The organism is Brachyspira hyodysenteriae ATCC 27164 (assembly GCF_001676785.2).
GTDB classification, from domain to species: Bacteria; Spirochaetota; Brachyspiria; order Brachyspirales; family Brachyspiraceae; genus Brachyspira; species Brachyspira hyodysenteriae.
Genome location: NZ_CP015910.2, coordinates 2,780,401 through 2,801,914, shown reverse-complemented (window position 1 = coordinate 2,801,914; position 21,514 = coordinate 2,780,401). Strand labels below are relative to the sequence as shown.

At 26.6% G+C, this 21,514-nt stretch carries 19 protein-coding genes; 7 read left to right on the top strand and 12 right to left on the bottom strand.

Annotated features, from left to right (window positions below; genetic code table 11):
• Nucleotides 1-29: 29 nt before the first annotated feature.
• Nucleotides 30-1,550: a DUF4026 domain-containing protein gene (locus BHYOB78_RS12240; RefSeq protein ID WP_020064910.1), complete on the bottom strand. Its 1,521-nt coding sequence runs from the start codon at nucleotides 1,548-1,550 to the stop codon at nucleotides 30-32.
• 96 nt (nucleotides 1,551-1,646) lie between these two features.
• On the bottom strand, nucleotides 1,647-2,345 hold the full coding sequence (locus BHYOB78_RS12235) for a M48 family metallopeptidase (protein WP_012671096.1): 699 nt from the start codon (nucleotides 2,343-2,345) through the stop codon (nucleotides 1,647-1,649).
• Nucleotides 2,346-2,688: 343 nt separating this feature from the next.
• Between BHYOB78_RS12235 and BHYOB78_RS12230 the strand changes: the two genes are divergently transcribed.
• Complete coding sequence (locus BHYOB78_RS12230) at nucleotides 2,689-4,533, top strand: methyl-accepting chemotaxis protein (RefSeq protein ID WP_012671095.1); 1,845 nt, start codon at nucleotides 2,689-2,691, stop codon at nucleotides 4,531-4,533.
• A gap of 1,131 nt (nucleotides 4,534-5,664) precedes the next feature.
• On the opposite strand, the gene BHYOB78_RS12225 is transcribed toward BHYOB78_RS12230, so the two are convergent.
• The 3 genes from BHYOB78_RS12225 to BHYOB78_RS12215 form a co-directional block, all read right to left on the bottom strand.
• Entirely contained in the window at nucleotides 5,665-6,903 is a 1,239-nt protein-coding gene (locus BHYOB78_RS12225; RefSeq protein ID WP_012671094.1) for a M14 family metallopeptidase, read from the bottom strand.
• A gap of 491 nt (nucleotides 6,904-7,394) precedes the next feature.
• Nucleotides 7,395-7,775 (bottom strand): PepSY-like domain-containing protein, encoded by a 381-nt coding sequence (locus BHYOB78_RS12220; protein WP_012671093.1) that lies wholly within the window; start codon nucleotides 7,773-7,775, stop codon nucleotides 7,395-7,397.
• A 549-nt stretch (nucleotides 7,776-8,324) separates the two neighbouring features.
• A complete protein-coding gene (locus tag BHYOB78_RS12215; RefSeq protein ID WP_020064718.1) occupies nucleotides 8,325-8,717 on the bottom strand; it encodes a DUF4234 domain-containing protein in 393 nt (130 codons plus the stop codon).
• A 176-nt stretch (nucleotides 8,718-8,893) separates the two neighbouring features.
• Between BHYOB78_RS12215 and BHYOB78_RS12210 the strand changes: the two genes are divergently transcribed.
• The 5 genes from BHYOB78_RS12210 to BHYOB78_RS12190 all read left to right on the top strand — a co-directional run bounded on the left by BHYOB78_RS12210 (nucleotide 8,894) and on the right by BHYOB78_RS12190 (nucleotide 15,696).
• Nucleotides 8,894-11,266: a transglycosylase domain-containing protein gene (locus BHYOB78_RS12210; RefSeq protein ID WP_012671091.1), complete on the top strand. Its 2,373-nt coding sequence runs from the start codon at nucleotides 8,894-8,896 to the stop codon at nucleotides 11,264-11,266.
• A 237-nt stretch (nucleotides 11,267-11,503) separates the two neighbouring features.
• Nucleotides 11,504-13,351, top strand: a complete 1,848-nt coding sequence (locus tag BHYOB78_RS12205; RefSeq protein WP_020064719.1) for an MATE family efflux transporter — start codon at nucleotides 11,504-11,506, stop codon at nucleotides 13,349-13,351.
• A gap of 14 nt (nucleotides 13,352-13,365) precedes the next feature.
• On the top strand, nucleotides 13,366-14,076 hold the full coding sequence (locus tag BHYOB78_RS12200) for an IspD/TarI family cytidylyltransferase (protein ID WP_020064720.1): 711 nt from the start codon (nucleotides 13,366-13,368) through the stop codon (nucleotides 14,074-14,076).
• Between the two features lie 74 nt (nucleotides 14,077-14,150).
• The gene (locus BHYOB78_RS12195; protein ID WP_020064721.1) at nucleotides 14,151-14,699 is read left to right on the top strand and encodes an excinuclease ABC subunit B; all 549 of its coding nucleotides are present in this window, start codon (nucleotides 14,151-14,153) and stop codon (nucleotides 14,697-14,699) included.
• The gene (locus BHYOB78_RS12190; protein WP_012671087.1) at nucleotides 14,689-15,696 is read left to right on the top strand and encodes a guanido phosphotransferase; all 1,008 of its coding nucleotides are present in this window, start codon (nucleotides 14,689-14,691) and stop codon (nucleotides 15,694-15,696) included. The genes BHYOB78_RS12195 and BHYOB78_RS12190 overlap by 11 nt, the downstream gene beginning before the upstream one ends.
• Here the strand turns inward: BHYOB78_RS12190 and BHYOB78_RS12185 are convergent, their stop codons facing one another.
• The 7 genes from BHYOB78_RS12185 to BHYOB78_RS12155 form a co-directional block, all read right to left on the bottom strand.
• Nucleotides 15,697-16,185, bottom strand: a complete 489-nt coding sequence (locus BHYOB78_RS12185; RefSeq protein WP_012671086.1) for a hypothetical protein — start codon at nucleotides 16,183-16,185, stop codon at nucleotides 15,697-15,699.
• Nucleotides 16,186-16,230: 45 nt separating this feature from the next.
• The gene (locus tag BHYOB78_RS12180; protein ID WP_020064722.1) at nucleotides 16,231-16,722 is read right to left on the bottom strand and encodes an LEA type 2 family protein; all 492 of its coding nucleotides are present in this window, start codon (nucleotides 16,720-16,722) and stop codon (nucleotides 16,231-16,233) included.
• Between the two features lie 70 nt (nucleotides 16,723-16,792).
• Nucleotides 16,793-17,206 (bottom strand): hypothetical protein, encoded by a 414-nt coding sequence (locus tag BHYOB78_RS12175; RefSeq protein WP_012671084.1) that lies wholly within the window; start codon nucleotides 17,204-17,206, stop codon nucleotides 16,793-16,795.
• Between the two features lie 72 nt (nucleotides 17,207-17,278).
• Nucleotides 17,279-18,106, bottom strand: coding sequence for a sulfide/dihydroorotate dehydrogenase-like FAD/NAD-binding protein (locus tag BHYOB78_RS12170; RefSeq protein WP_012671083.1), 828 nt, complete (start codon nucleotides 18,104-18,106; stop codon nucleotides 17,279-17,281).
• 37 nt (nucleotides 18,107-18,143) lie between these two features.
• Nucleotides 18,144-18,581, bottom strand: coding sequence for a 50S ribosomal protein L19 (gene rplS, locus BHYOB78_RS12165; RefSeq protein WP_012671082.1), 438 nt, complete (start codon nucleotides 18,579-18,581; stop codon nucleotides 18,144-18,146).
• A gap of 157 nt (nucleotides 18,582-18,738) precedes the next feature.
• Nucleotides 18,739-19,776 carry a substrate-binding domain-containing protein gene (locus BHYOB78_RS12160; RefSeq protein WP_012671081.1) on the bottom strand — a complete coding sequence of 346 codons (1,038 nt, stop codon included), beginning with the start codon at nucleotides 19,774-19,776 and terminating at the stop codon, nucleotides 18,739-18,741.
• 87 nt (nucleotides 19,777-19,863) lie between these two features.
• Nucleotides 19,864-20,472, bottom strand: coding sequence for a LemA family protein (locus BHYOB78_RS12155; RefSeq protein ID WP_012671080.1), 609 nt, complete (start codon nucleotides 20,470-20,472; stop codon nucleotides 19,864-19,866).
• Between the two features lie 208 nt (nucleotides 20,473-20,680).
• On the opposite strand from BHYOB78_RS12155, the gene BHYOB78_RS12150 reads away from it, so the two are divergent.
• The gene (locus BHYOB78_RS12150) at nucleotides 20,681-21,433 is read left to right on the top strand and encodes a basic amino acid ABC transporter substrate-binding protein (RefSeq protein WP_020064723.1); all 753 of its coding nucleotides are present in this window, start codon (nucleotides 20,681-20,683) and stop codon (nucleotides 21,431-21,433) included.
• Nucleotides 21,434-21,514: the final 81 nt, after the last annotated feature.

Genomic DNA, 21,514 nt, shown 5'->3' with positions numbered 1-21,514 from the left:
TTATTCTTTATTATCCTAGCAATAATAAATTATTCTTCTTCTTGAAATAATAGATATATATTTCTTGAATTATAGTTATTTTCTTCTGTATATATTTCCCAATCAGTAAGTCTTTCTATGCTATGCATTCCTCTATCGCCTTCATGCATACCTAAATCTTTATAAGGTTCATTTATTAAAGTAGCATCGAAATATCCTTCATTAGTAAAGCCATGAACATCAAACCATAAATGCTCTAAATCATTAGGATTTTCTTCTGTTTCTCCGTATCCTAATTTTACTAAGAAAGAAGTTTTTTCATCACCTTTATTTTTATTTAATAATTCTAAGAAATATTCTAATTTTTCAAAAGCAGCCTCTCTCATAAGAGAAGTTTCAAAATAGCTCATCATAAACATAGGATTGTCTGTAAGCTCATTTTTATAATAGTCAAGTGAATGATAATTACCATCAGCATCTACAGCAAGCAAGATACCGGAAGGAGTGTTATGTACTCCATCATTTCTGTCTTTGGCACTTCCTGTAACATCATCAGCAATATTTAATTTCTTCAAAGCCTCCTGCCAAGGGAACCAGCATACATAAGTATTATATGCAGGATTAAATTTGAATCCAGCCTCAGGAACTCCTCTCTCTATAAACATTTTAGCACAAGTATTAAGCAATGCCCCATAAGCAGCATTTGAATCTTCAACTCCTACTATTTCTAATTCTATAGATCCTACTCTGTAAAGCCCATGGGTATGGAACCAATATTCTACTTTATTAGGGTCTTTATCATCATCATAAACCGCATGAATAGTGTATAGATAATCCAAAGAAGGAGGCAAAGCAAAAGTTGATGTATAAGAAAGCCAATCTCCGGAATGTGCTGTATAGCAAGACATATCTAAAAATATAGAACATTCAGGAACTAAACTGTCTAATAACTTTAATTGTCTTTGATAGTCGGTAAGAGGATGATTATCAAATATTGTAGATACATGTACAGCATATTTACATTGGCATGCCTCTTTATAGTCATCTTCTCTTACGGTATTTACAGAGAATATTTCAGGAACATTCTCAGTAACGCTTGAAGCATCAACTAATGCTACATAAAAACTAAGTTCATCATTATTTTCTTCTTCATCATGATTATGACCGCATCCGCAAGAATGTTCTTCATCGTCATGGTTATGACCGCATCCGCAGGAATGTTCTTCATCGTCATGGTTATGTCCGCAGCCGCAAGAATGTTCTTCATCATCTTGACAGCATCCGCCTTCATCATGTCCGCATCCGCAGGAATGATCATCTTCATCCATAACCATAGGCAAATACTGCAGTTTAATAGATGCTTCCCATTTAGATTTATCTCTTATAAAATTAGATTCTTCTATTTCATTAAATTCTAATACCATATATTCATCAGATTCTGATAATATATCTCTGAATTCATCAATTGTCATATTATGATCATATTCTTTAGTGAATACAGCAGCCATCCATGATTCCAATCTCTGCTCTCCGCTGGAAAATACATTATATAACTTTTCATTATAATCCATTATTTTTACCTCTATTATATTATTAAATTTGTATTATAAAGCATTAAAGAACTTTTTTAGTATAGAGTAATTTATATTTTTTTCAACTTTTTTAATTTATAAATTATTAAAAAAAGTATCCAAAATCTTCTTTTCTTTTTTCCATTCAGGCATATATAAACTTACTATATTATAGAATTTTTTACTATGATTAGCCTGCAGAAGATGGGCTAATTCATGAATTACAATATATTCTATAGAAGAAATTGGATATTTCATAAGCTCTAAATTGAATGTGAGATGTTTTTTATTTATATCGCATGAACCCCATTTACTTTTTAATTTTTTTACCGTGAATGTATTAATTTCTAAGTTCATTATAGAAGTGTATTTTTTTATAAGCGAATCGAATAGTTTTAATGCTTCTTTTTTATACCAAGTATCAAGCAGTATATGTTTTTTTCTTATATCACTGTTTTTGAATTCTTCTTTATCTTTTATATTAACATACATATACATCATTTTGCCTGCAAGAATTATATTTTCTTTTTGGCATTTTAAAACTTTAAGTATATAGCTTTTGCCTAGATAATATATTTCATTTCCGCTTGCTAGTTCTTTTTTACTTAAATCGAAGCTATTTTTCTTTTTTATGGCCTCTTTTCTCTCTTCTATCCATTCTTTTCTTTTTTCTATAAGTTCGTATATGTATTTTTTAGTAACTCTTTTAGGTGCTGTAACATATATATTTAAATCTGGTTTTACTCTTATATAGATATTTTTAATTTTTTTGTATTCTATTATTATTTCATTCATTTTGTAATACATTTTTATCAAAAATAAATCGGGAAAATTAAGCGGATATAAAACTATATCCGCTATTAAGGTAAATTATGAAGAAAAAATTTATAAAATTAGATACAAATCAACTTTGTTATACTAATAATATATAAAACTTTTTTAAAAAGTGTAAAAAAAATAGAATTTTTATTTATTTTTTTTATAAAAAATATGTTTTTATCTTAAAAAAGTTATAAAATTAAACAAAAATAACGATTAACTATAAAGTATATTATTTTACTATTATAAATAAAAATCATATTTGCTCATGTAGTAAATAAATTAAAGGATTGACTTATATATAAATTGGAGTTTTTATATGAAAAGGATACATAGTTTATCTTTCAAAGTTCCTGCTATAATATCAGTAATATCCATATTAATAATATTCATTATATTAAGCATAGCAGTAACTTTTGCTAGTAAAGGCATAAGCAAAAGCAGATTTGAAGGATTCGCCAATACAGCACAATCATATGCTAAATTATTTGATGCTATATTGATAGACCAGGTTTCTTTAGCTAAGACTTATTCGGTTGCTCCGGCCATAATGAATTCACTTTTAAATAGAAATGAACAGACAGAAGCCGATGCATTAAAGGCTTTAGAATTATTTAATGGGGCTAATGAATATTCTATAAATATAGCTGTAATAGATTTGAATGGTGATATTATAGCTGATGCTTTGGGGAATTCTATAGGTAATAATATTGCTGATACAAGACCTAATTTTTGGAATATATTAGAGGCTAAGAATTTTGAATATACATTTGATGAGGAAATAATAGATTCTGTAGATACTGGAAATAAATCATTGATATTAGGCGGTGCTATAAAAAGTTTAGACGGAAATTTATTGGGGGCAATACTTGTTGTAATAGATTGGAAGCTAATACATGATAATTATTTTTCAGATATAAACTTGGGAGAAACAGGAAGAATACTTGCTATCGATTCTAATTTGATAGATATAATGGATAATATTTATGAGCAAATAGGTTCCAGTGTAGTTCAGGCTTATAAAACGGTATTTGATAATAATTTGACACAGGGTACTTTATCATATGTTTATATGAATAAAAAAAGAACAGGTTCTTACTGCAAAATGAAATCAATGAATTGGATAATTGCTATGACTATGTTTGATAGCGAAGTATATGCTACAAATAGGGAATTAATTTTGATAAGTTCATTAGTAGGTTTAGTCGCTATTTTATTATTATCTATATTTGTTGCCTTATTTATAAAGAGAATAATGGGGCATATAAACAGTATTATAAGAGAGGCCAAAGAGATAGAAACAGGAAATTTAACTTATGTTTCAAATGAGCATAAGAGAAAAGATGAGCTTGGTATATTATTTGAATCTTTCAGCGGAATGCGTAAAAAATTAACAGAGATAATATCTCAGGTTAATGATTCTTCTATTAAGATTACTAATGCAGCTCAGGAATTAGCTAATGGTAATTCTGATTTATCAAGAAGAACAGAGGCTCAGGCAGCAAGTCTTGAGGAAACTGCTAGTTCTATGGAGGAGATGGCTTCTACAATTAAATCATCTACTTCCCACTCTATAGAAGGTAATAATATGATGAAGGAATCTATGAATTCTATTAAAGATGCCGGAGCTATAATTCTAGAAACTACTAAAAGTATAGAAGAAGTTAATGAGGATAGTGAAAAAATAAAGAATATAACAAAGGTAATAGAGGATATTGCTTTTCAAACTAATATATTAGCTCTTAATGCTGCTGTAGAGGCGGCACGTGCCGGAGAACAAGGTAAAGGATTTGCTGTTGTAGCGAGTGAAGTTAGAAATTTGGCTCAGAATTCACAGTCTTCTGCTAAGGATATTACTTCTTTAATTAGTGTTATATATGAAAAGATTAGCAGATCTGTAGAGAAAGCAAAAGAGTCAGAGAAAATATTTGAGGATTTGGAGAAAAAAATAGAAGAAACTTCAAATATAATGAGGGATATAAGTGAAACAGCTATAGAACAGCAGGCAGGAGTTGATCAGGTAAATACTGCAGTTTCTCAGATGGACAGTGTAACACAGCAGAATGCCGGTTTGGTAGAACAATCTGCATCGGCTGCTGCTTCTCTGTTAAATGAAGCTAGAGAGCTAGAAGAAGCAATGCGATTCTTTAAGCTTGAAAAATAATTAATTGAAGTTTTTAATAAAAAATTGACAGCCGTCTGATAATTTATTATCAGAGCCTTTTAGGCTGTCAATTTTTATAATAATAAAAGCTAGAGAGCTAGAAGAAGCAATGCGATTCTTTAAGCTTGAAAAATAATTATTGAAGTTTTTAATAAAAAATTGACAGCCGTCTGATAATTTATTATCAGAGCCTTTTAGGCTGTCAATTTTTATAATAATAAAAGCTAGAGAGCTAGAAGAAGCAATGCGATTCTTTAAGCTTGAAAAATAATTATTGAAGTTTTTAATAAAAAATTGACAGCCGTCTGATAATTTATTATCAGAGCCTTTTAGGCTGTCAATTTTTATAATAATAAAAGCTAGAGAGCTAGAAGAAGCAATGCGATTCTTTAAGCTTGAAAAATAATTATTGAAGTTTTTAATAAAAAATTGACAGCCGTCTGATAATTTATTATCAGAGCCTTTTAGGCTGTCAATTTTTATAATAATAAAAGCTAGAGAGCTGAAGAAGCAATGCGATTCTTTAAGCTTGAAAAATAATTAATTGAAGTTTTTAATAAAAAATTGACAGCCGTCTGATAATTTATTATCAGAGTCTTTTAGGCTGTCAATTTTTATAATAATAAAAGCTAGAGAGCTAGAAGAAGCAATGCGATTCTTTAAGCTTGAAAAATAATTATTGAAGTTTTTAATAAAAAATTGACAGCGTCTGATAATCTATTATCATAGTCTTTCAGGCTGTCAATTTTTATAATAAAAATATTTAAAACTAAATTCTCATTCCCCGCCCTATATTCTTATTAATTTATTCTTCAATGTTAATTTTTTTCTTTCTTATTGCTTATAAAGAATTTATAGCTCCCACCCTAGAGATTTTTTAATTTATTACTTCATAAACGCACGCAGAGTAAAATTATAAATATGAGCCGGTTCATTATAACAATTATATTATATATAAAAATTATCTAACCGTGCGTTAAATAAATTTTTCAACATAATCACATCTTGGGTGGATTTCTTATTTTCTGAATCGACTTTAAATATAAAGAAATTAAAAATTGCAGATTATAGTAATAAAAAATAAAGGGCGGGGTATGTGAATAAAATTTAAAACTAAATATATTTTATATTTTATTCAAGCCCATATATTTTTAAGAACTCACTTAATATAGTATGCATAATTATTCTTTTTTTATCATAATCTAAATTTCTTGTAAGCTCTATTCCAAAAGATTCTATATTTTTTTTAGCAGCATAATATGTGATAGTTGTAGGCATAGGATAATACATTTGTCTAAATTTAAATTTCATAGGTTCTATTCTAGAATTTATATTCTCCAATACTTTTATAACTTTATCGTCTAATTTTCTGCTGTCATATATTATAGAATCTCCAAAGAATTCTTTAAATCCGTTTCCTTCATGAAGAGTAAGTACAACATCAATATTATACTCATCAAGCATTTTCATGTATTCTCTAGCTAATTTATCGGTATCTGTTCTGCTTATTTTTTTATCAAAGAATCTATTATTAATATCTTGTCCTTCTATAGCTCTAGTATTTTTTCTGTATGCTTCAGGCACTGCAATAGGTACTATAGTAAGACTTCCTTTTTTTATAGGCATATTGATTCTTTCCATTGCCACATCAGTACCAACTCTTTCGCTTCCATGAGGTACTATTAAAAATATATTAGGACCTTTTTCTGGATGAACTACTCTATATATAGTATTTTCGTTTTTTGTACCTTCCATTATTTTAAAATTATATCTGTCTATATCTTGATTTAGATGGCTTGCTACTTCATTTTCTAATTGTCTTGATACATTTTCAATTAAAGATTTTTCATTTTCTGTAGTTCTATAAGGACCATTAAGCATTGGTATTATAGATGTTTTATGATTTGGCTCCAAAAAATAACTTACTCCCAAAGATGCTTCAGGAGTGATTTTTACGGCATTATTATATGTTATAACAGATACTTCATCATCATAGGATACAACAGCGAATGATTTTCCTTTAAAATTATATCCTTTTCCATCTTTTGTTAAAGTCATTTGAATATCATCATTATGTTTGCTTTTTATATAAATATATCCTGAATCTAAAGTGAATTTATTATTTTCATAAGTGAGTTTTGAACTTGGCATAAGTATTATTGATTTTTCGCCATTATCTATTACTAAATATGATTCTTCTTTTGTAGATATAGAGAAATAATCATCTGGAAAACTTTTTTTTATGTCCATATCAGCATGTTCTTCGTTTACAATTACAGAGGCTTCCCCTTGTCTTGATATCACTTTGAAACTATTAGCTGATAATACAGAACTAATCATTATAGCAAGTATTATTATATATTTATTCATTATAAACAACCATTAAATAAAAAATATCGTTTTAATTGTCGTTTAAAAATAAAAATGCTTTAAATAAAAAATTTATTTAAAGCATCTATATAAATTTATGGTATCAAAATAATGAATCAATTTTCTTTTGTAATAAGAGATCACCTAAAGATATTCTTTTACTTTTTTATTGTATACTGCCTGTACTCTGCCATCTCTTCATACTTATAAAGTTTATGATTATAATCTATAAATATAAAATTTAATTTATATACATTGTATTTAATATATATACTTTATTTTTTATTATTATTCAGCTTGTAAATTGTTTTTACATAGTAATGTTTACTAAATAATAAACCTATAATAAATATAATAAAGTTGTAAATTTATTTGTTCTTTTTTTATTATTTTTTGAAAAAAATTATGCTGATAAAAATAAAAGGCTTGAATCTAATTAAAGACTCAAGCCATATATATTAATTACTTTAAGAGATACAAAATGATAAAAGTTATGCCATTATTAATTGTCCGTTATTTCTTATGCGTATTTCTAAAGAATTAGTTAATCTTACTTTGTAAAATTCTATTCTTTTGCTGATTTCAAAAACATAAGCATTATTATATTTTTTCATTATGTTTTTAATTTTGCTAGCTATAGTTTTTGGAAGTATATTTTCAGATAATTTGTCATCGCTGCTTATATAGTTCCAAGAACCGTTTTTGTCAAAGTTGATATAAATACCGTTACTTAATTTGATTTCATATTGATCTTTCACTTTATCAATATAAACGATTTTAGCTTTGCTGTAATTAGAAGCTATAAATCTTCTAATATTCTCAGGTAATTGGCTAGGTGTAATTTTAATAAAAAGGTTTAATGAATTAGTCATATTGTATCTCCTTACAGTTTATATTGTAAAATCTCTTTACATTTATAATTATAGCATAATGTAAAAATTAAGCAATATTTATTTACAAATAATTTACAATAAATTTACAAAACTAAAGTAAAATCATACTATAATAATACATATTATACATAAATAAGAAATATAAATAGGATTAATGTAAAATATATTTACAAATACTTTGAAATTTGCTGTAAATATGATATTTTAATATGAAAATTAGAATAAAGTTTGAAATTTTTATTAAAATCTATTATTTTTTAGAGTATATAATAAAAATAAATTAAAAAAAATTATTTACATACCCCGCCCTTTATTCTTTAAGGCATTATTATGAAATTTTTACTTTATTCTGTTTTTTATGCTATTAGAAAATATAGCACCCACCCAAGCTTTATTTAATTTTAAAAATCTATTTAACGCACGATTGACTTAACTTTATTTATGATTTGTATTAATAATTGAGAATCGTATTATATTTGTAAATTTATTCACCGTGCGGTATGAAGGTTATAAGATAAGGAAAAATTTTTATTGTATATTACTCTCTGAATCATTATTTGAATATTTAGTGAAGATAATATTAAGCTTAGATTGAAGGACTATAATAGAATAAACATATCCGAATGGTATAAATAGTAATATAGCTAAAACAGCAGCATTTTCTCCATAACTGTCTAATTCAGCCTTTTTACTCATATCATTAAATACTATCATTCCATATTTATAGAACCAATATACGCTGAATAATCCGCATGTTATTATTGATAAAACAAGAGCTAATGTAGGATTAATGTATTCTTGTTCCATATAATTATTAATATCATTTGTTGTAGCATAAATCCAATAAATAAAATATATTCCGAATGTTGATACAGATAAAATTGCTACAATTAATAATGATTTAGGCTGAAAATTATTCATAAATATTTACTTAAAAGATGTTTTAATTAGTTTAATATATAAATAGAATAAGTCAATTATAATTTTTTAATATGTAAAGTTAATGATTTTTATTGTTAATAAATAAATTCCGCTTGCAATGTTATATATATTATAGTATCATATAGTATAATATAATTATGTTAATATGGTGATAAATGTTTAAGAAAAAAATTAAAGATAATAGTAATAACAATGTAGTAAAGAAGAAAAAATCAAAGTTAAAGAAATTTATATTAACTATTTTTATAGTATGTTTATTCATATCCGTTACAGTAGGTATAATAGGTATATATTTCGTTGGAGGAGTATATAAAGATTGGGTTGCCAGAAGAGATCAAAGTATGGCTATGCTTGAGGAATATTATGATATAATAGTTATAAGAGGTAATGAAAAAAGGATAAGATATTTCAATCCTTTAAATCCTTTCGGAGATTCTCCACCTACAAAAATATATGATAGAAATAATATATTAATAGGTGAGTATATGCCTCCTGCTTATGAGGTTGTTAATGTTGATGATATTAACCCTCTTTTAGAGCAGACTTTGCTTTTGATGGAGGATCAGAAATTCTATTCTCATAAAGGTATAAATTATTTTAGAACAGCTTATCTAGGCATACAAACAATTTTAACTAGAAAAATAGTAGGCGGCGGTTCTACACTTACTCAGCAGTTAGCTAAACTTCTATTTACTAAAAGCGAAAGGACTATAGAAAGAAAACTTTTTGAAATGTTTGCAGCAAGAGAGATAGAACAGAAATATACTAAGAAAGAAATTTTGGCTATGTATTTTAATACTGTTTATCTTGGTGATGGAAACTACGGATTTGAAGCCGCTGCTAATCATTATTTTAATAAGCCTTTAAGACAATGCAGATTATTAGAGTATGCTATATTGGTTGGCATGCTTCCAAACCCTACATATTACTCTATAGTTAATAATCCGGATAACAGCAGAAAAAAAGTAGAGCAGATATTATCAAGACTTGTAAAAAATAATATTATAGATAAACAGACAATGGAAGCTGAGCTTGATTTATTTGATAAAGAATATACTAATATCAATAAGCAGGTTAAAGGTGCTCAATGGAAGATGACTGTGAACAGAACACCTTATGTTAATGAGTATGTAAGACAAGAATTATTAAATTATTTTAATAAAGATGAGCTTGCATTATCCGGCCTTAAAATATATACAACAGTAAATGAAAGATATTATAGAATAGCTGATTCTGTAATGAAAGAAAATATAAGAAAATTACAGTCTAGTTCTTCAAATAGAAGTTATCAAGGTGCAATGGTATCAATAGATCCAAAAACAGGTGGAATACTTGTTATGATAGGTGGAGACGGATACACATTGCAAAATCAGTTTAACAGAGCAGTTCAGGCAAAAAGACAAATAGGGAGTGTAATTAAACCTTTTATTTATTTATATGCATTCGAAGGCGGTGCGCAGCCTTTTTCTACTATGCTTGATACAAATTACAGCTATCCTCAAGGAGCCGGAAAACCTGCATATTCACCTAGAAATTTTGACAGAAGGTATAGAGGCGAAATAACTTTAGAAACAGCATTATCAAAATCAATTAATACTATAGCTGTTAAATTATTAAATGATATAGGACTTTCTTATTTTATAGAACATTCAAGGGAATTTTTTGGAGAAAATGCTTATATACCAAATGCTTTATCTATAGGTTTAGGAACTATGGAAATGAGTCCGCTTGATTTAGCTTCAGCATATAGTGCATTGGCTAATGGCGGTATTAAATATGAGCCTTATATAGTAGATAAAATTATTGATATAGATGGTAATGAACTTAGTGTTACAGCTTTAGTCGATAGAACTCCTCACAAAATAAGTGCAACTTCCCCATCATCTTATTATTTTTTAAATTCTACTTTACAGAAAGTAATAGCACCAGGCGGAACTGCATATAGAAGTGCTAGTACTTATGGATTTAAATATCCTTCATATTCAGCTAAAACAGGTACAACAAGTGAGCATAGAGATAACTGGTTTGCTGCATATAATGATGAAATAGTTACTATTACTTGGATAGGAAGCGATAGAAATGATTTGCTTCCAAATAATGTTACAGGAGGAGCTACTACTGCTTTGGCTACATTTCAATATCTTGATTCTATAACTCCATCATCTAAAAGAGAATTTAATTGGCCTGTTCCTAATGATGTATTAATAGTGGAAATTTGTCAGGATTCAGGACTTCCTAGAAATCATACTTGTGTAAATGTATCGCCGCTTACAGTAGGAGGAAATGTTGATTTATCTACTCAATGTCCTATAGATCACCTTAGAACAGCTACCCCTAGAAATGAAGCAACTAATGATGCTATGATGGAAGATGAGGGAGATTTTTATTATACTCCTTTAGATGAAAATAGTAACAGCTATGATAGTAATCAAAATGATAATATCCAAAATAATAACAATGATAATAATATATATCTACTGCCTGAAGATAATATAGAAGATCCTAGTTTAGGAAATATAAGAAGTTAAAATAAAGAAGGGAGCTTTAATAGGCTCCCTTAAAAATATTCTGAGTTTTTCACACTTTATATAAAATGATAAAAATATATTTAAAAAATTATTATTATTGATATAATTATCTGCTTGTATAATAAGCAAAAAACATTAATTTTTTTGTTTTATTTATGCAAAATTTTTTATTTAATATAAAATATAATATATAATAATCGGTTATATTATTTATATGAGAAATTTGAAAGGATAAGTATGATTAGTTTTTTTAAAAGTCAATCTACAGAAGCAAGACGTGATTTAATACTTCATGGTCCTATTACTAATACATTAATAATGTTATCTATTCCTACTCTTATAATGAGTATAGTTCAGTCTATGATACCATTAATGGACGGCCTTTTTCTTAATAATGTTGCAGGTACTGTTATAGCAAGCAGCGTACATTTTGCAGAACCTATAATAAATATGATGACAGCATTATCTCAAGGTTTGGGTGTTGCTGCTATGGCAATAGTTGGTCAGTATAATGGACTAGGTGACTTTAAAAATGCCAAAAGAATATCCACACAAATAGTTGTTATAGGTGTAATGTTTGGAATTGCTATGGGGCCTACACTATATGTTGTGAGCATATTAGTATCAATGAATCTTCTTCCTAATATTAAAGAGAATGTATTTACATATTTATCCTTATACAGCTTTGTTATGCCTATGACATTTTTAGCTGCTTTATATAATGGTATAAAAAATGCTAATGGTAAACCGGAAGCTACTCTTATAAGAAGTATAATATTACTGCTTTTAAAAGTATTATTTAATTTTATATATGTTTATTTACTTCATTTAGGTGTAGTAGGAAGTGTACTAGCTTCATTTTCAACTTATTCTATAGTAACAGTTTGGATGTATTATGATTTATTTATAAAGAAAGGAGATGATCAATTATCTTTAAAAGAGTTTAAATTTGATTCTACTGTATTGAAAGAACTTATGATTATAGGTGTTCCTTCTATGCTTAATACATTTTTAACCAATTTGGGATTTTTCCTTATCAATACAGAAGTTGAAAAATATGGAGCTTCAGTATTAAATGGTCAAGGTATATCCAATAATATAGTTAATATATGTTTCAATTTTACTGCTGCTTTCGGATCTGCTGTTACTACAATGGTTAGTATGAATATAGGTGCTAAGTATAATGATAAAGCCAGAAAGTCTTGTTATACAGGAATTATAATGTCCGTTATTACGGCTGTTGTTCTTATAGCTATTATTATACCTCTTACTCCTCATCTTACTATATTATTTACCAGGGAGGCTGAGGACTTATATGTAGCTAATAAATCACTTCCTATATTTGCTTTTGGTGTATTAGGTTTTGGTGTTGCTATGGTTTCTCAGGGGGCTTTAATTGGTCTTGGAAGAACTAGGATACCTCTTATAATAAGCTTGCTTAGGATATGGTTTTTGAGATTTATATTTATTCTTTTAACAAGCAAGTATTTATCATATTGGTCAGTATTCTGGGGTAATTTATTTTCAAATACTATGGCTGGAATCATAGCATTTGTTATAATATTAAGAGTGCCTTGGGTATCTGTTATTAATTTGAAAACACAGAACAGTCTTGTTTTAAGGACTAGATTGTTTGTAGACTCTTTGGGGGCTAAATTATTTCCTAAAAATATAGGAAAGAGAAAAGATTATGTTCAGAAAATGAGAGATAAATTAAGTAAAATAAAAGATCCTGTTAAGCTTGTTTTATTTAGAGAAAAGGAACTTGAAAAGATAGAAAAAATGCAAAAGAGGGAAGAGAGAGAAAGACAAAAAGAAGAGAGGAGAAAATTAGAAAGAGCAGAATGGAGAATGCAGCTTGAAGAGATGAAAGAATTGAGAGAGAAGAAAAATCAAGAACGTAAAGAGTATAATGAAAATAGGAAAAAAGAAAAAGAGGCTAAAAAATTACAGATGAAGCAGGAAGTTCAATCTAGAAGAGAGGCAAGACATAGATTAAGAGAAGAGAAAAAAATAGAAAGCCAAAAACGCAGAGAAGAAAGAATGAATTTAAGAAATAAAAATAATAATGATAAAAATAATTGAGAGAATAAATATTTATGAATAATACAACTTTAGTAATATTAATAGCAGGAAGTTCAAGAAGATTTGCAGGCAAGGTAAAAAAGCAGTTTATAAAGGTTGATAATAAGCCTATATTTATTCATACTCTTATAAATATGCTTAAATTTAATTTTAATAATGTTGTTTTGGTTAGTGCAGAAGAAGAGATAAAGAATATAAAAAAATATATAGAAAAAGAAGAGTTTATTAAAGAAAAAATAAAGAAGAATATTCATTATATAAAAGGCGGCAGTGAAAGAGTATATTCTGTATATAATGCTATGAGTTTTTTAAATGAGCATAAAGAAGATATTAAGACAGATTATGTATTTATTCATGATGGTGTTAGACCTTTAGTAAAGAAAAAAGAGATTGCATTATTATATGAAACAGTTTTAAAATATGATGCTGCTATATTGGCTTCTAAAGTAGTTGATACTGTTAAAAAAGTTGATGAAAATAATAATATAATAGAAACAATAGACAGAACATATCTTTATAGGGCTGCTACTCCTCAAGGTTTTAAATTTGATAATTATATGTCGGCTATTGAAAAGTATATCAATGATAAAAATGCTGATTTAGTTACTGATGATGCTGAAATATACAGTAAATATTTCGGAAATGTAAAAATATCTGAATGTTCCTCTGATAATATCAAGATTACAAATAGAGAAGATTTAGATATTTTTATAAAATTAAGATAAAATTATATTAATGATTTGCTTTTTTTTTTATTAAATGATAAAATTTTAATAATAAGTTATTAGGGGCAATCATTTTGAAGTGCAATATCTGTGGCAAAGAAAAAGCTGTATTATATATTCAAGAAATAATAGGTAATGAGCGTAGACAAATTAATATATGCAAAGAATGTGAAGTAAACGGCAATATTATAGAAAAATGTTTGGAATTAGAGTTTAATAATATTGATACTATATTTCCTAATTATAAATCATTACCATCAAAAAAGAAAAAGAAAAAAACTCCTCATTCTAATAAAATATGCAAAGTTTGCGGATATTCTTTAGATGATTTCCTAAAAACAAATGTAGTATCTTGTCCTAAATGCTATGAGTATTTTAAATCTGAACTCAATAAGCATATAAAAAAAATTCATAGAGAAAATAGGCATATAGGAAAAATATCAAGTAAGAATTTAACTAATAAAGATATAGAATCTAAAATTAATAAATATAGAGAAGAAATAGAGCTGCTTATAAAAATAGAAAAATATGAAGAAGCTGCTTTGATAAGAGATAAATTAGAACATTTGAAAAAAGATTTAATATCTAAAAAAACTAAGAGCGAAAAAAAAGATGTCCGTTAATAATACAGCAAATTGGATATACAAAAAAGGTGAAGATGATAATATAGTATTATATTCTAAAATTTCAATTTATAGGAATTTAGATGATATTAGATTCTTTCACAATATGGATAAAGAAGATTTTAAAAATACAGAAAATATTTTAAAATCCAGCATAGAAGAATTAAATCTCAATTTATCATATCAAAAACTTATTGATTTGCCTTCAATTAATATTAGAATGCTTATAGAAAATCTTACTATACCAAGCAATAAGAATATAGTTCATGCATCATTATTTACAGATGAAGATGAGGATATATCTTTATTAATCAATTCAAATGAGCATTTAGAGATACAGGTTATAGCTAGAGGATTAGAATTAGAGAATTGTTTTAATAAGGCATATGAAATAGAAAGTGCTTTAGATCAGAAAGTAGATTTTGCTTATGATAAAAAGTTCGGATTTCTTACCAGCTCTCCAAATATAATTGGTACTGCTATGAGAGCTGAAGTTTGTATTGCGGTGCCTTGTCTTACTTGGAAAACCCCTGATAATATAGATTATATTATTGGAGAATGCAATAAAAAGGGATTGGAAGTTAATTTACAAAACGGATTACTTGTATTAAGTAATAATATTATGATAGGTGTTACTGAGAAATTTATACTTGATACTATTATAGAAAAGGTTAAAGAAATATCTGAAAAAGAAAAGAAAATAAGAAATAGAATAAAAAAACTTGATAGGGTTAAGGCTGAAGATAGAATTTACAGAAGCAATGCTATATTATTATCTGCAAGAACTTTAAAATATAGAGAACTTATCAATTATAGTTTATGGCTTAGATTAGGACTTTATTATGATATAATTGATAATATAAATTTAGATACTATATATTATATGGGATTTGTAGGTAAAAATGCTCATTTAAAACAGATGTACGAAAAAAGCAATTATTATAGAAATATTGAAGAAATAAGGGCTAATGTTATAAGAGACATATTAAAAAAATAGCTATTTCATAAAGTTTATTTCTACATTGTATTTAAAATTAAAATTCATACCATAAACATTAAAAGTTAAAATTATATCAGCATTACATTTAAAAGCTTCCATTTTTATGGCATCTAGAGCTGTTTGAAATAAATCTATATATTTTGCTTTAGATTTCATATTCATTTCTCTTGAATCATTTGCGGGTATTTTTATAATATTTGATTCTTCAGATGATATTGAATTAGCAAATATATCTCCTGAAGAATTAATTAGATTTATTTCAAGTTTTTCTATTGGAAGCTCAAATGGTAAATTATTTTTTATTTCAAGCAATGTATTTAATGTAATATCTGTTAAAGTAATATTATTTATAGAGGCAGATTTTACTGTTATATCAGGTTTATATTTCTCTATATATTCCCTTGTAATTTTATCTGCCTCAGATTTTACCCTAGAGCATGATATAATTATAAGCATTAAAAAAGCAGATATTTTAATTAATTTCATAATATTCTATTACTTTAACTATAAAAGTATTACAGTAATTTTTATTTATTCTGTAAATGTCAATTCTTTAGTATAAGGGAATTCAAATTTCATTCCATATACAGTGAATGTTAAAGTTATTTTAGCATCACATTTAAAAGATTTTGATTTTATAGCATCGAAAGCTGTTGTAAATACATCTAAATATTTTGCTTTGAAATCTAAATTAATATCTCTTGCCTGATTTGCAGGTATTTTTAATGTTTCTACAGAAGTAGCTGTTGCAAAAGTTTTTCCTGAAGTATTAATAAGGTCTATTTTAACTTTATCTATAGGAACTTCAAAATCTAAATTATTCTTTATTTCAAAAAGAGTAGTTAGGGTGATATCTTGTAATGTTACACTTGATATTTTAGCACTTTTTGCTTTTATATCAGGTTTATGTTCTTCTATGTAGCTTCTTGTTATTTCTCTTGCTGATGATTGAAGTGTTTCGCATGAAGACAATACAAATAGCATTGACAATATAGAAATTATAACAGTTATTTTCTTAATCATAAATCATACCTTTTTATTTTAATCTATTTAATATAACAAATATAACTAAAAATAGTAATATATAATAATTTTAGGATCTGTATAAATAATTTATAATATTAAGTATATCAATATTATGCTCATAATTTTTTAAATTAAATGGAATTACGGAAAATAAATTTGCTTTACCATTTATTATATGTATTTTAAATATAGATTTTTTAAAATTGATAAAGTTATTTATCAGATTTGCAAATTCTTTATTGTTTAAAATTAGATCAAAAGTAATATCTTTATTTTCTTTTGACTTTATTGATAAATAATCACATTCTCCATAGAGGAATTTTTCATTTAGAGAATTAATAAGATTGAATTTTATATCATTTAATTTTATTTTTATGGGATAATTATTTTTTATATTTAATGTTATTTGAAAGTACGTATTTTCCCATTCAAATTTTTGTAGATTTATGTTTTTTATACTAGCATCAATATGTAATTTCATTATTTTATGTTTATATAGAAACAAAAAAAGTTACAATCTATATTAGACTGTAACTTTTTTATAATCAAAATATTAGTTAGCTAATTTCAAATTACATTCATGTTCTTCTTTTTTGTACATAGCCTGTCTTTTCATAAGAAGATCGAAGTCAATTAAATGTCCGTCAAATTCAGGGCCTTCAACACAAGCGAATTTAGTTTGATCTCCTACTTTTACTCTGCAGCATCCGCACATACCTGTACCATCTATCATAATAGGGTTTAAGCTAACAACTGTAGGAAGATTATATTTTTTTGTAAGTAAAGCAACAAATTTCATCATAATAGCAGGACCTATAGCTATAACTTCAGAAATTTTTTCGCCTCTTTCATATATTCTAGTAATCATATCAGTTACGAGACCTTTTTCTCCGTAACTTCCATTATCAGTACAGATAAGAACTTCATCAGATATTTTTTTCATCATATCTTCCATAATGATAAGTGATTTATCTCTAGCACCCAATATAGATATAACTTTATTTCCAGCTTTATGATGAGCTTCTACTATAGGATGTAAAGGAGCAATACCTACGCCACCGCCTACACCTAAAACTATTCCATCTTTTTTTTCTATATGAGTAGGCTGACCTAATGGTCCTATAATGTCCATTATTTCATCTCCTACTTTAAGTCCCATAAGCTTAGTAGTTGAATATCCTATACTTTGAGTAACTATAGTAATAGTACCAGCTTCTGGATCAGCATCAGCTATAGTTAGAGGTACTCTTTCACCTTTCTCATCTAATCTGAATATGATAAAATTGCCGGCTTTACGATGTTTAGCAATATCAGGAGCTACTACTTTCATCATAAAAACTTTTTCTGACCATTGTTCTCTGGCAACAATTTTATATCCCATAAAAAATTCTCCTTAAAATAACAAAATTTCAAAAATATTATTCTGCTGAAGAAGAATTATTTTCTTCTGCTGCTGAAGCATTTTCTTCAGTAGTATTTTTAATTAAATCTGAATGTTTTGGTATTTTTACGCCTAATCTTTCTACTAAGCGAGCTTTTTTACCAACTTTATTTCTAAGATAGTAAAGTTTAGCTCTTCTTACTTTAGCTTTTCTTATGATATCAACATGATCTATTCTAGGAGAATTCAATAAGAATATTCTTTCAACACCTACACCGTAAGATATTTTTCTAACAATGAAACTTTTATTAATTCCTTTTCCGCGAATAGAAATAACAGTACCTTCATAGGCCTGTAATCTTTCTCTATCGCCTTCGATAATTTTTACCCAAACTTTTACTGTATCACCTATTTCAAAAGGTAATATGGCTTCTTTTTTATATTTTGCTTCTACTAATCTTATCTGTTGATCCATTTGTAATATCTCCTAATTAATTTTATTTATATTAATGTTATTTAATTTCCGTAAGAATCTAAAATAAACAAATATAACATTATAGAATATAGTTGCAATATTCTATCATAATATGTTAATTTTATCAAGTAAAATTCCAAAATAAATTTCAATAATATTAATTTTGTAAATTCTCTAAAAATATTATTTTAGAATCTGATACCTCCCAATTAACACTCACATTTTTTTTGTATATCATTTCAAACATTATTTTTCCGGCATTATAACCTTCCATAAATACGCCTTCCATAACAGTAAATGATATTATGCCTGATTTTATTAAGTTTTTTATGCTTTCTGCCATACCATGAGTAACTATTTTCTTGCCTTTTAATATGTTTTTATCTATCATATCGTAAATTTCCTGAGCATATCTATTAATATAAATTCCTTTAATATCTTCTTTATGGCATATTTTTTTTATAGTATGTATGCTGTCTTCTATATTTCCGCAGTAAATAGGGCCTATAGTATCTATATTAGTGTCTTTTATTCTTTGCAAGAAACCTTCTAAATACATTCCTGAAGAAATATTATCATCTCCATTATCTATAATAAGAAGTTTTTCATTATCTCTTAAAAGATTAGAAACTATTCCTGCTACTATGGAGCCTTGTTTTATATGATTAGGACCTACATGCGGTATATTTTCAGACAATCTTGTTCCTATAGAAATTATATTAATTTTACCAAAATAAGGTTTTAGTATATTGTGTATTATATCTCTGTTTAACGGAGTTATTATTAATCCATCTATATTATCTTCTTTTAAGATATTTTTTAAAGTTTCTACCTGTTTATCAGGAGAATGTATTTCTGTAGGAATGATTTTTAGATTATAGTTATATACAGAATATTCTTTTTGAACGGTATTAAGTCCTCGTATTATTTCTTTTGTATAAAATTCATTAAAAGAATCAGCTATAAGGCAATACACTACCTTTTCTTTTTGATTTGCTAAAGAGCTTCCTATATAGTTTTTTTCATAATTTAATTCAGATGCTAATTCTAATATTTTAGATTTCGTTTCTTCTTTAATAAATTCGCTTCCGTTTATTGCTCTTGCTACAGTTGTTCTGCTTATTCCAAGTCTTTTGGCTATTTCTTTTTGTGTTACTCTTTTGAGGCTTTTTAATTCTTTTACGTTATCGTTCATGATATTTTATATTAATCCGAATTTTTAGTTTATTATATTATAGTAAAAGTTATAATTTTTGCAAATATATTAATGATATATTTTTATTTATTGAAACATATGTGAAGTTTGTGCTATAATATTAGTACCTGTTTCAAATTTTAAGAATGGAAATTTACCCATTATGCCTGCCACTATGCTTGAAGGCGGAGTTGTTGTAAGCCTATTATATTCTAATACATGATCATTATAAGCAGATATATATTTTTTTTCATCTTCTATTATAGGACGCATTTCATTTACAGCAGATATATAATTAAGATTTGTCCTTAATACCGGATAATTTCTAGCTGTATAATTAATTTTATTTATATTTTCAGTTATTCTTGCCTGTACATATTGATATTCTTGAAATGTCAATGGTTTTTCTATCAAAGTAGAATCCGCTTCTATTGATTTTATTCTTTCTATATAATTACTTAGAGAATGCAAAACATATATATCTATTTTTGGTATTACAGATACTGCATTATAATAATTTTCTGAGGCTATATTTTTTTTATAATAAGTATCTATTATAGAGTCTAATGATTCTCTAGATAATTTTTCTTCTGTTAATATAGATTCTTTTATTGAAGTAGTGGATACTATCATAAATATGCTGATAGCTATTATATTCACTATAATAAATATTACTGCTACCGCAGAACCTCTCATATATTTTTATCTCCATTATTTTTATATATTCAGATTAGAAATTATATATTATATATTTTATTAATTCAAATTTATTTATTTTTATAAAACAGTTAATGCCATATTTATGTGATAAATTAGTATTTGAAAAGCATATATTTTACCTTGACTTTTTTACATTATTATATAGAATAATTTGGAAAATGTAAAAAAATTAGAGGATTTAACTATGTTTAAGAATAATATTGTAAAAATACTTGCAGCTTTATCAATAGTTTTAGTTCTATTTATAAGCTGTCAAAAGAAAGAAGAAAAAAACAAACTATATGTAGGCACTAATGCTGAATTTGTACCTTTTGAATATAGAGAAGGTGATAAAATCGTTGGTTTTGATATGGATTTAATAGCAGAAGCAGCTAAATTAATAGGTAAAGAAATAGAAATAGTAGATATGCAATTCGACGGACTTCTTCCTGCTTTAGAAGCTAAAAAAATAGATATCATTGCTGCTGGTATGACAGCTACTGAAGAGAGAAAAAAATTTGTTAATTTCACAGATCCTTATTATGAATCTAAACAAACTATATTAGTTCATAGTGATAATAAAGATATTTATGGATTTGATAGTTTAGAAGGTAAAAATGTTGGTGTTGTATTAGGTTATACAGGTGATTTAATTGTAAGCGAGATGTCTAATGTAAATGTTCAGAGATATAGTGCTACATCAGAAGCTGTAATAGCTTTGAAAAGCCAAAAAGTAGATGCTGTAGTTTTAGATTCTGAACCTGCTAAACAATATTTTAATCAAAATAATGATTTAAAATTAGTTATTAGCCTTACAGATGAAGTAAGCAGTGAAGAGTACGCCATTGCTATGAGAAAAGAAGATACAGAACTTCTTGCTCAAATGAATGAGGCTTTAAAAACACTTAAAGAAAACGGTACTTATGATGCTTTAATAAGCAAGTATTTTGGGGAATAATATATATTTTGTATCTTCTTCTTATTTTCCTTTTTAGGTATTATAATAAGAAGAAGATATATTTTCTATAAAGGTTATATA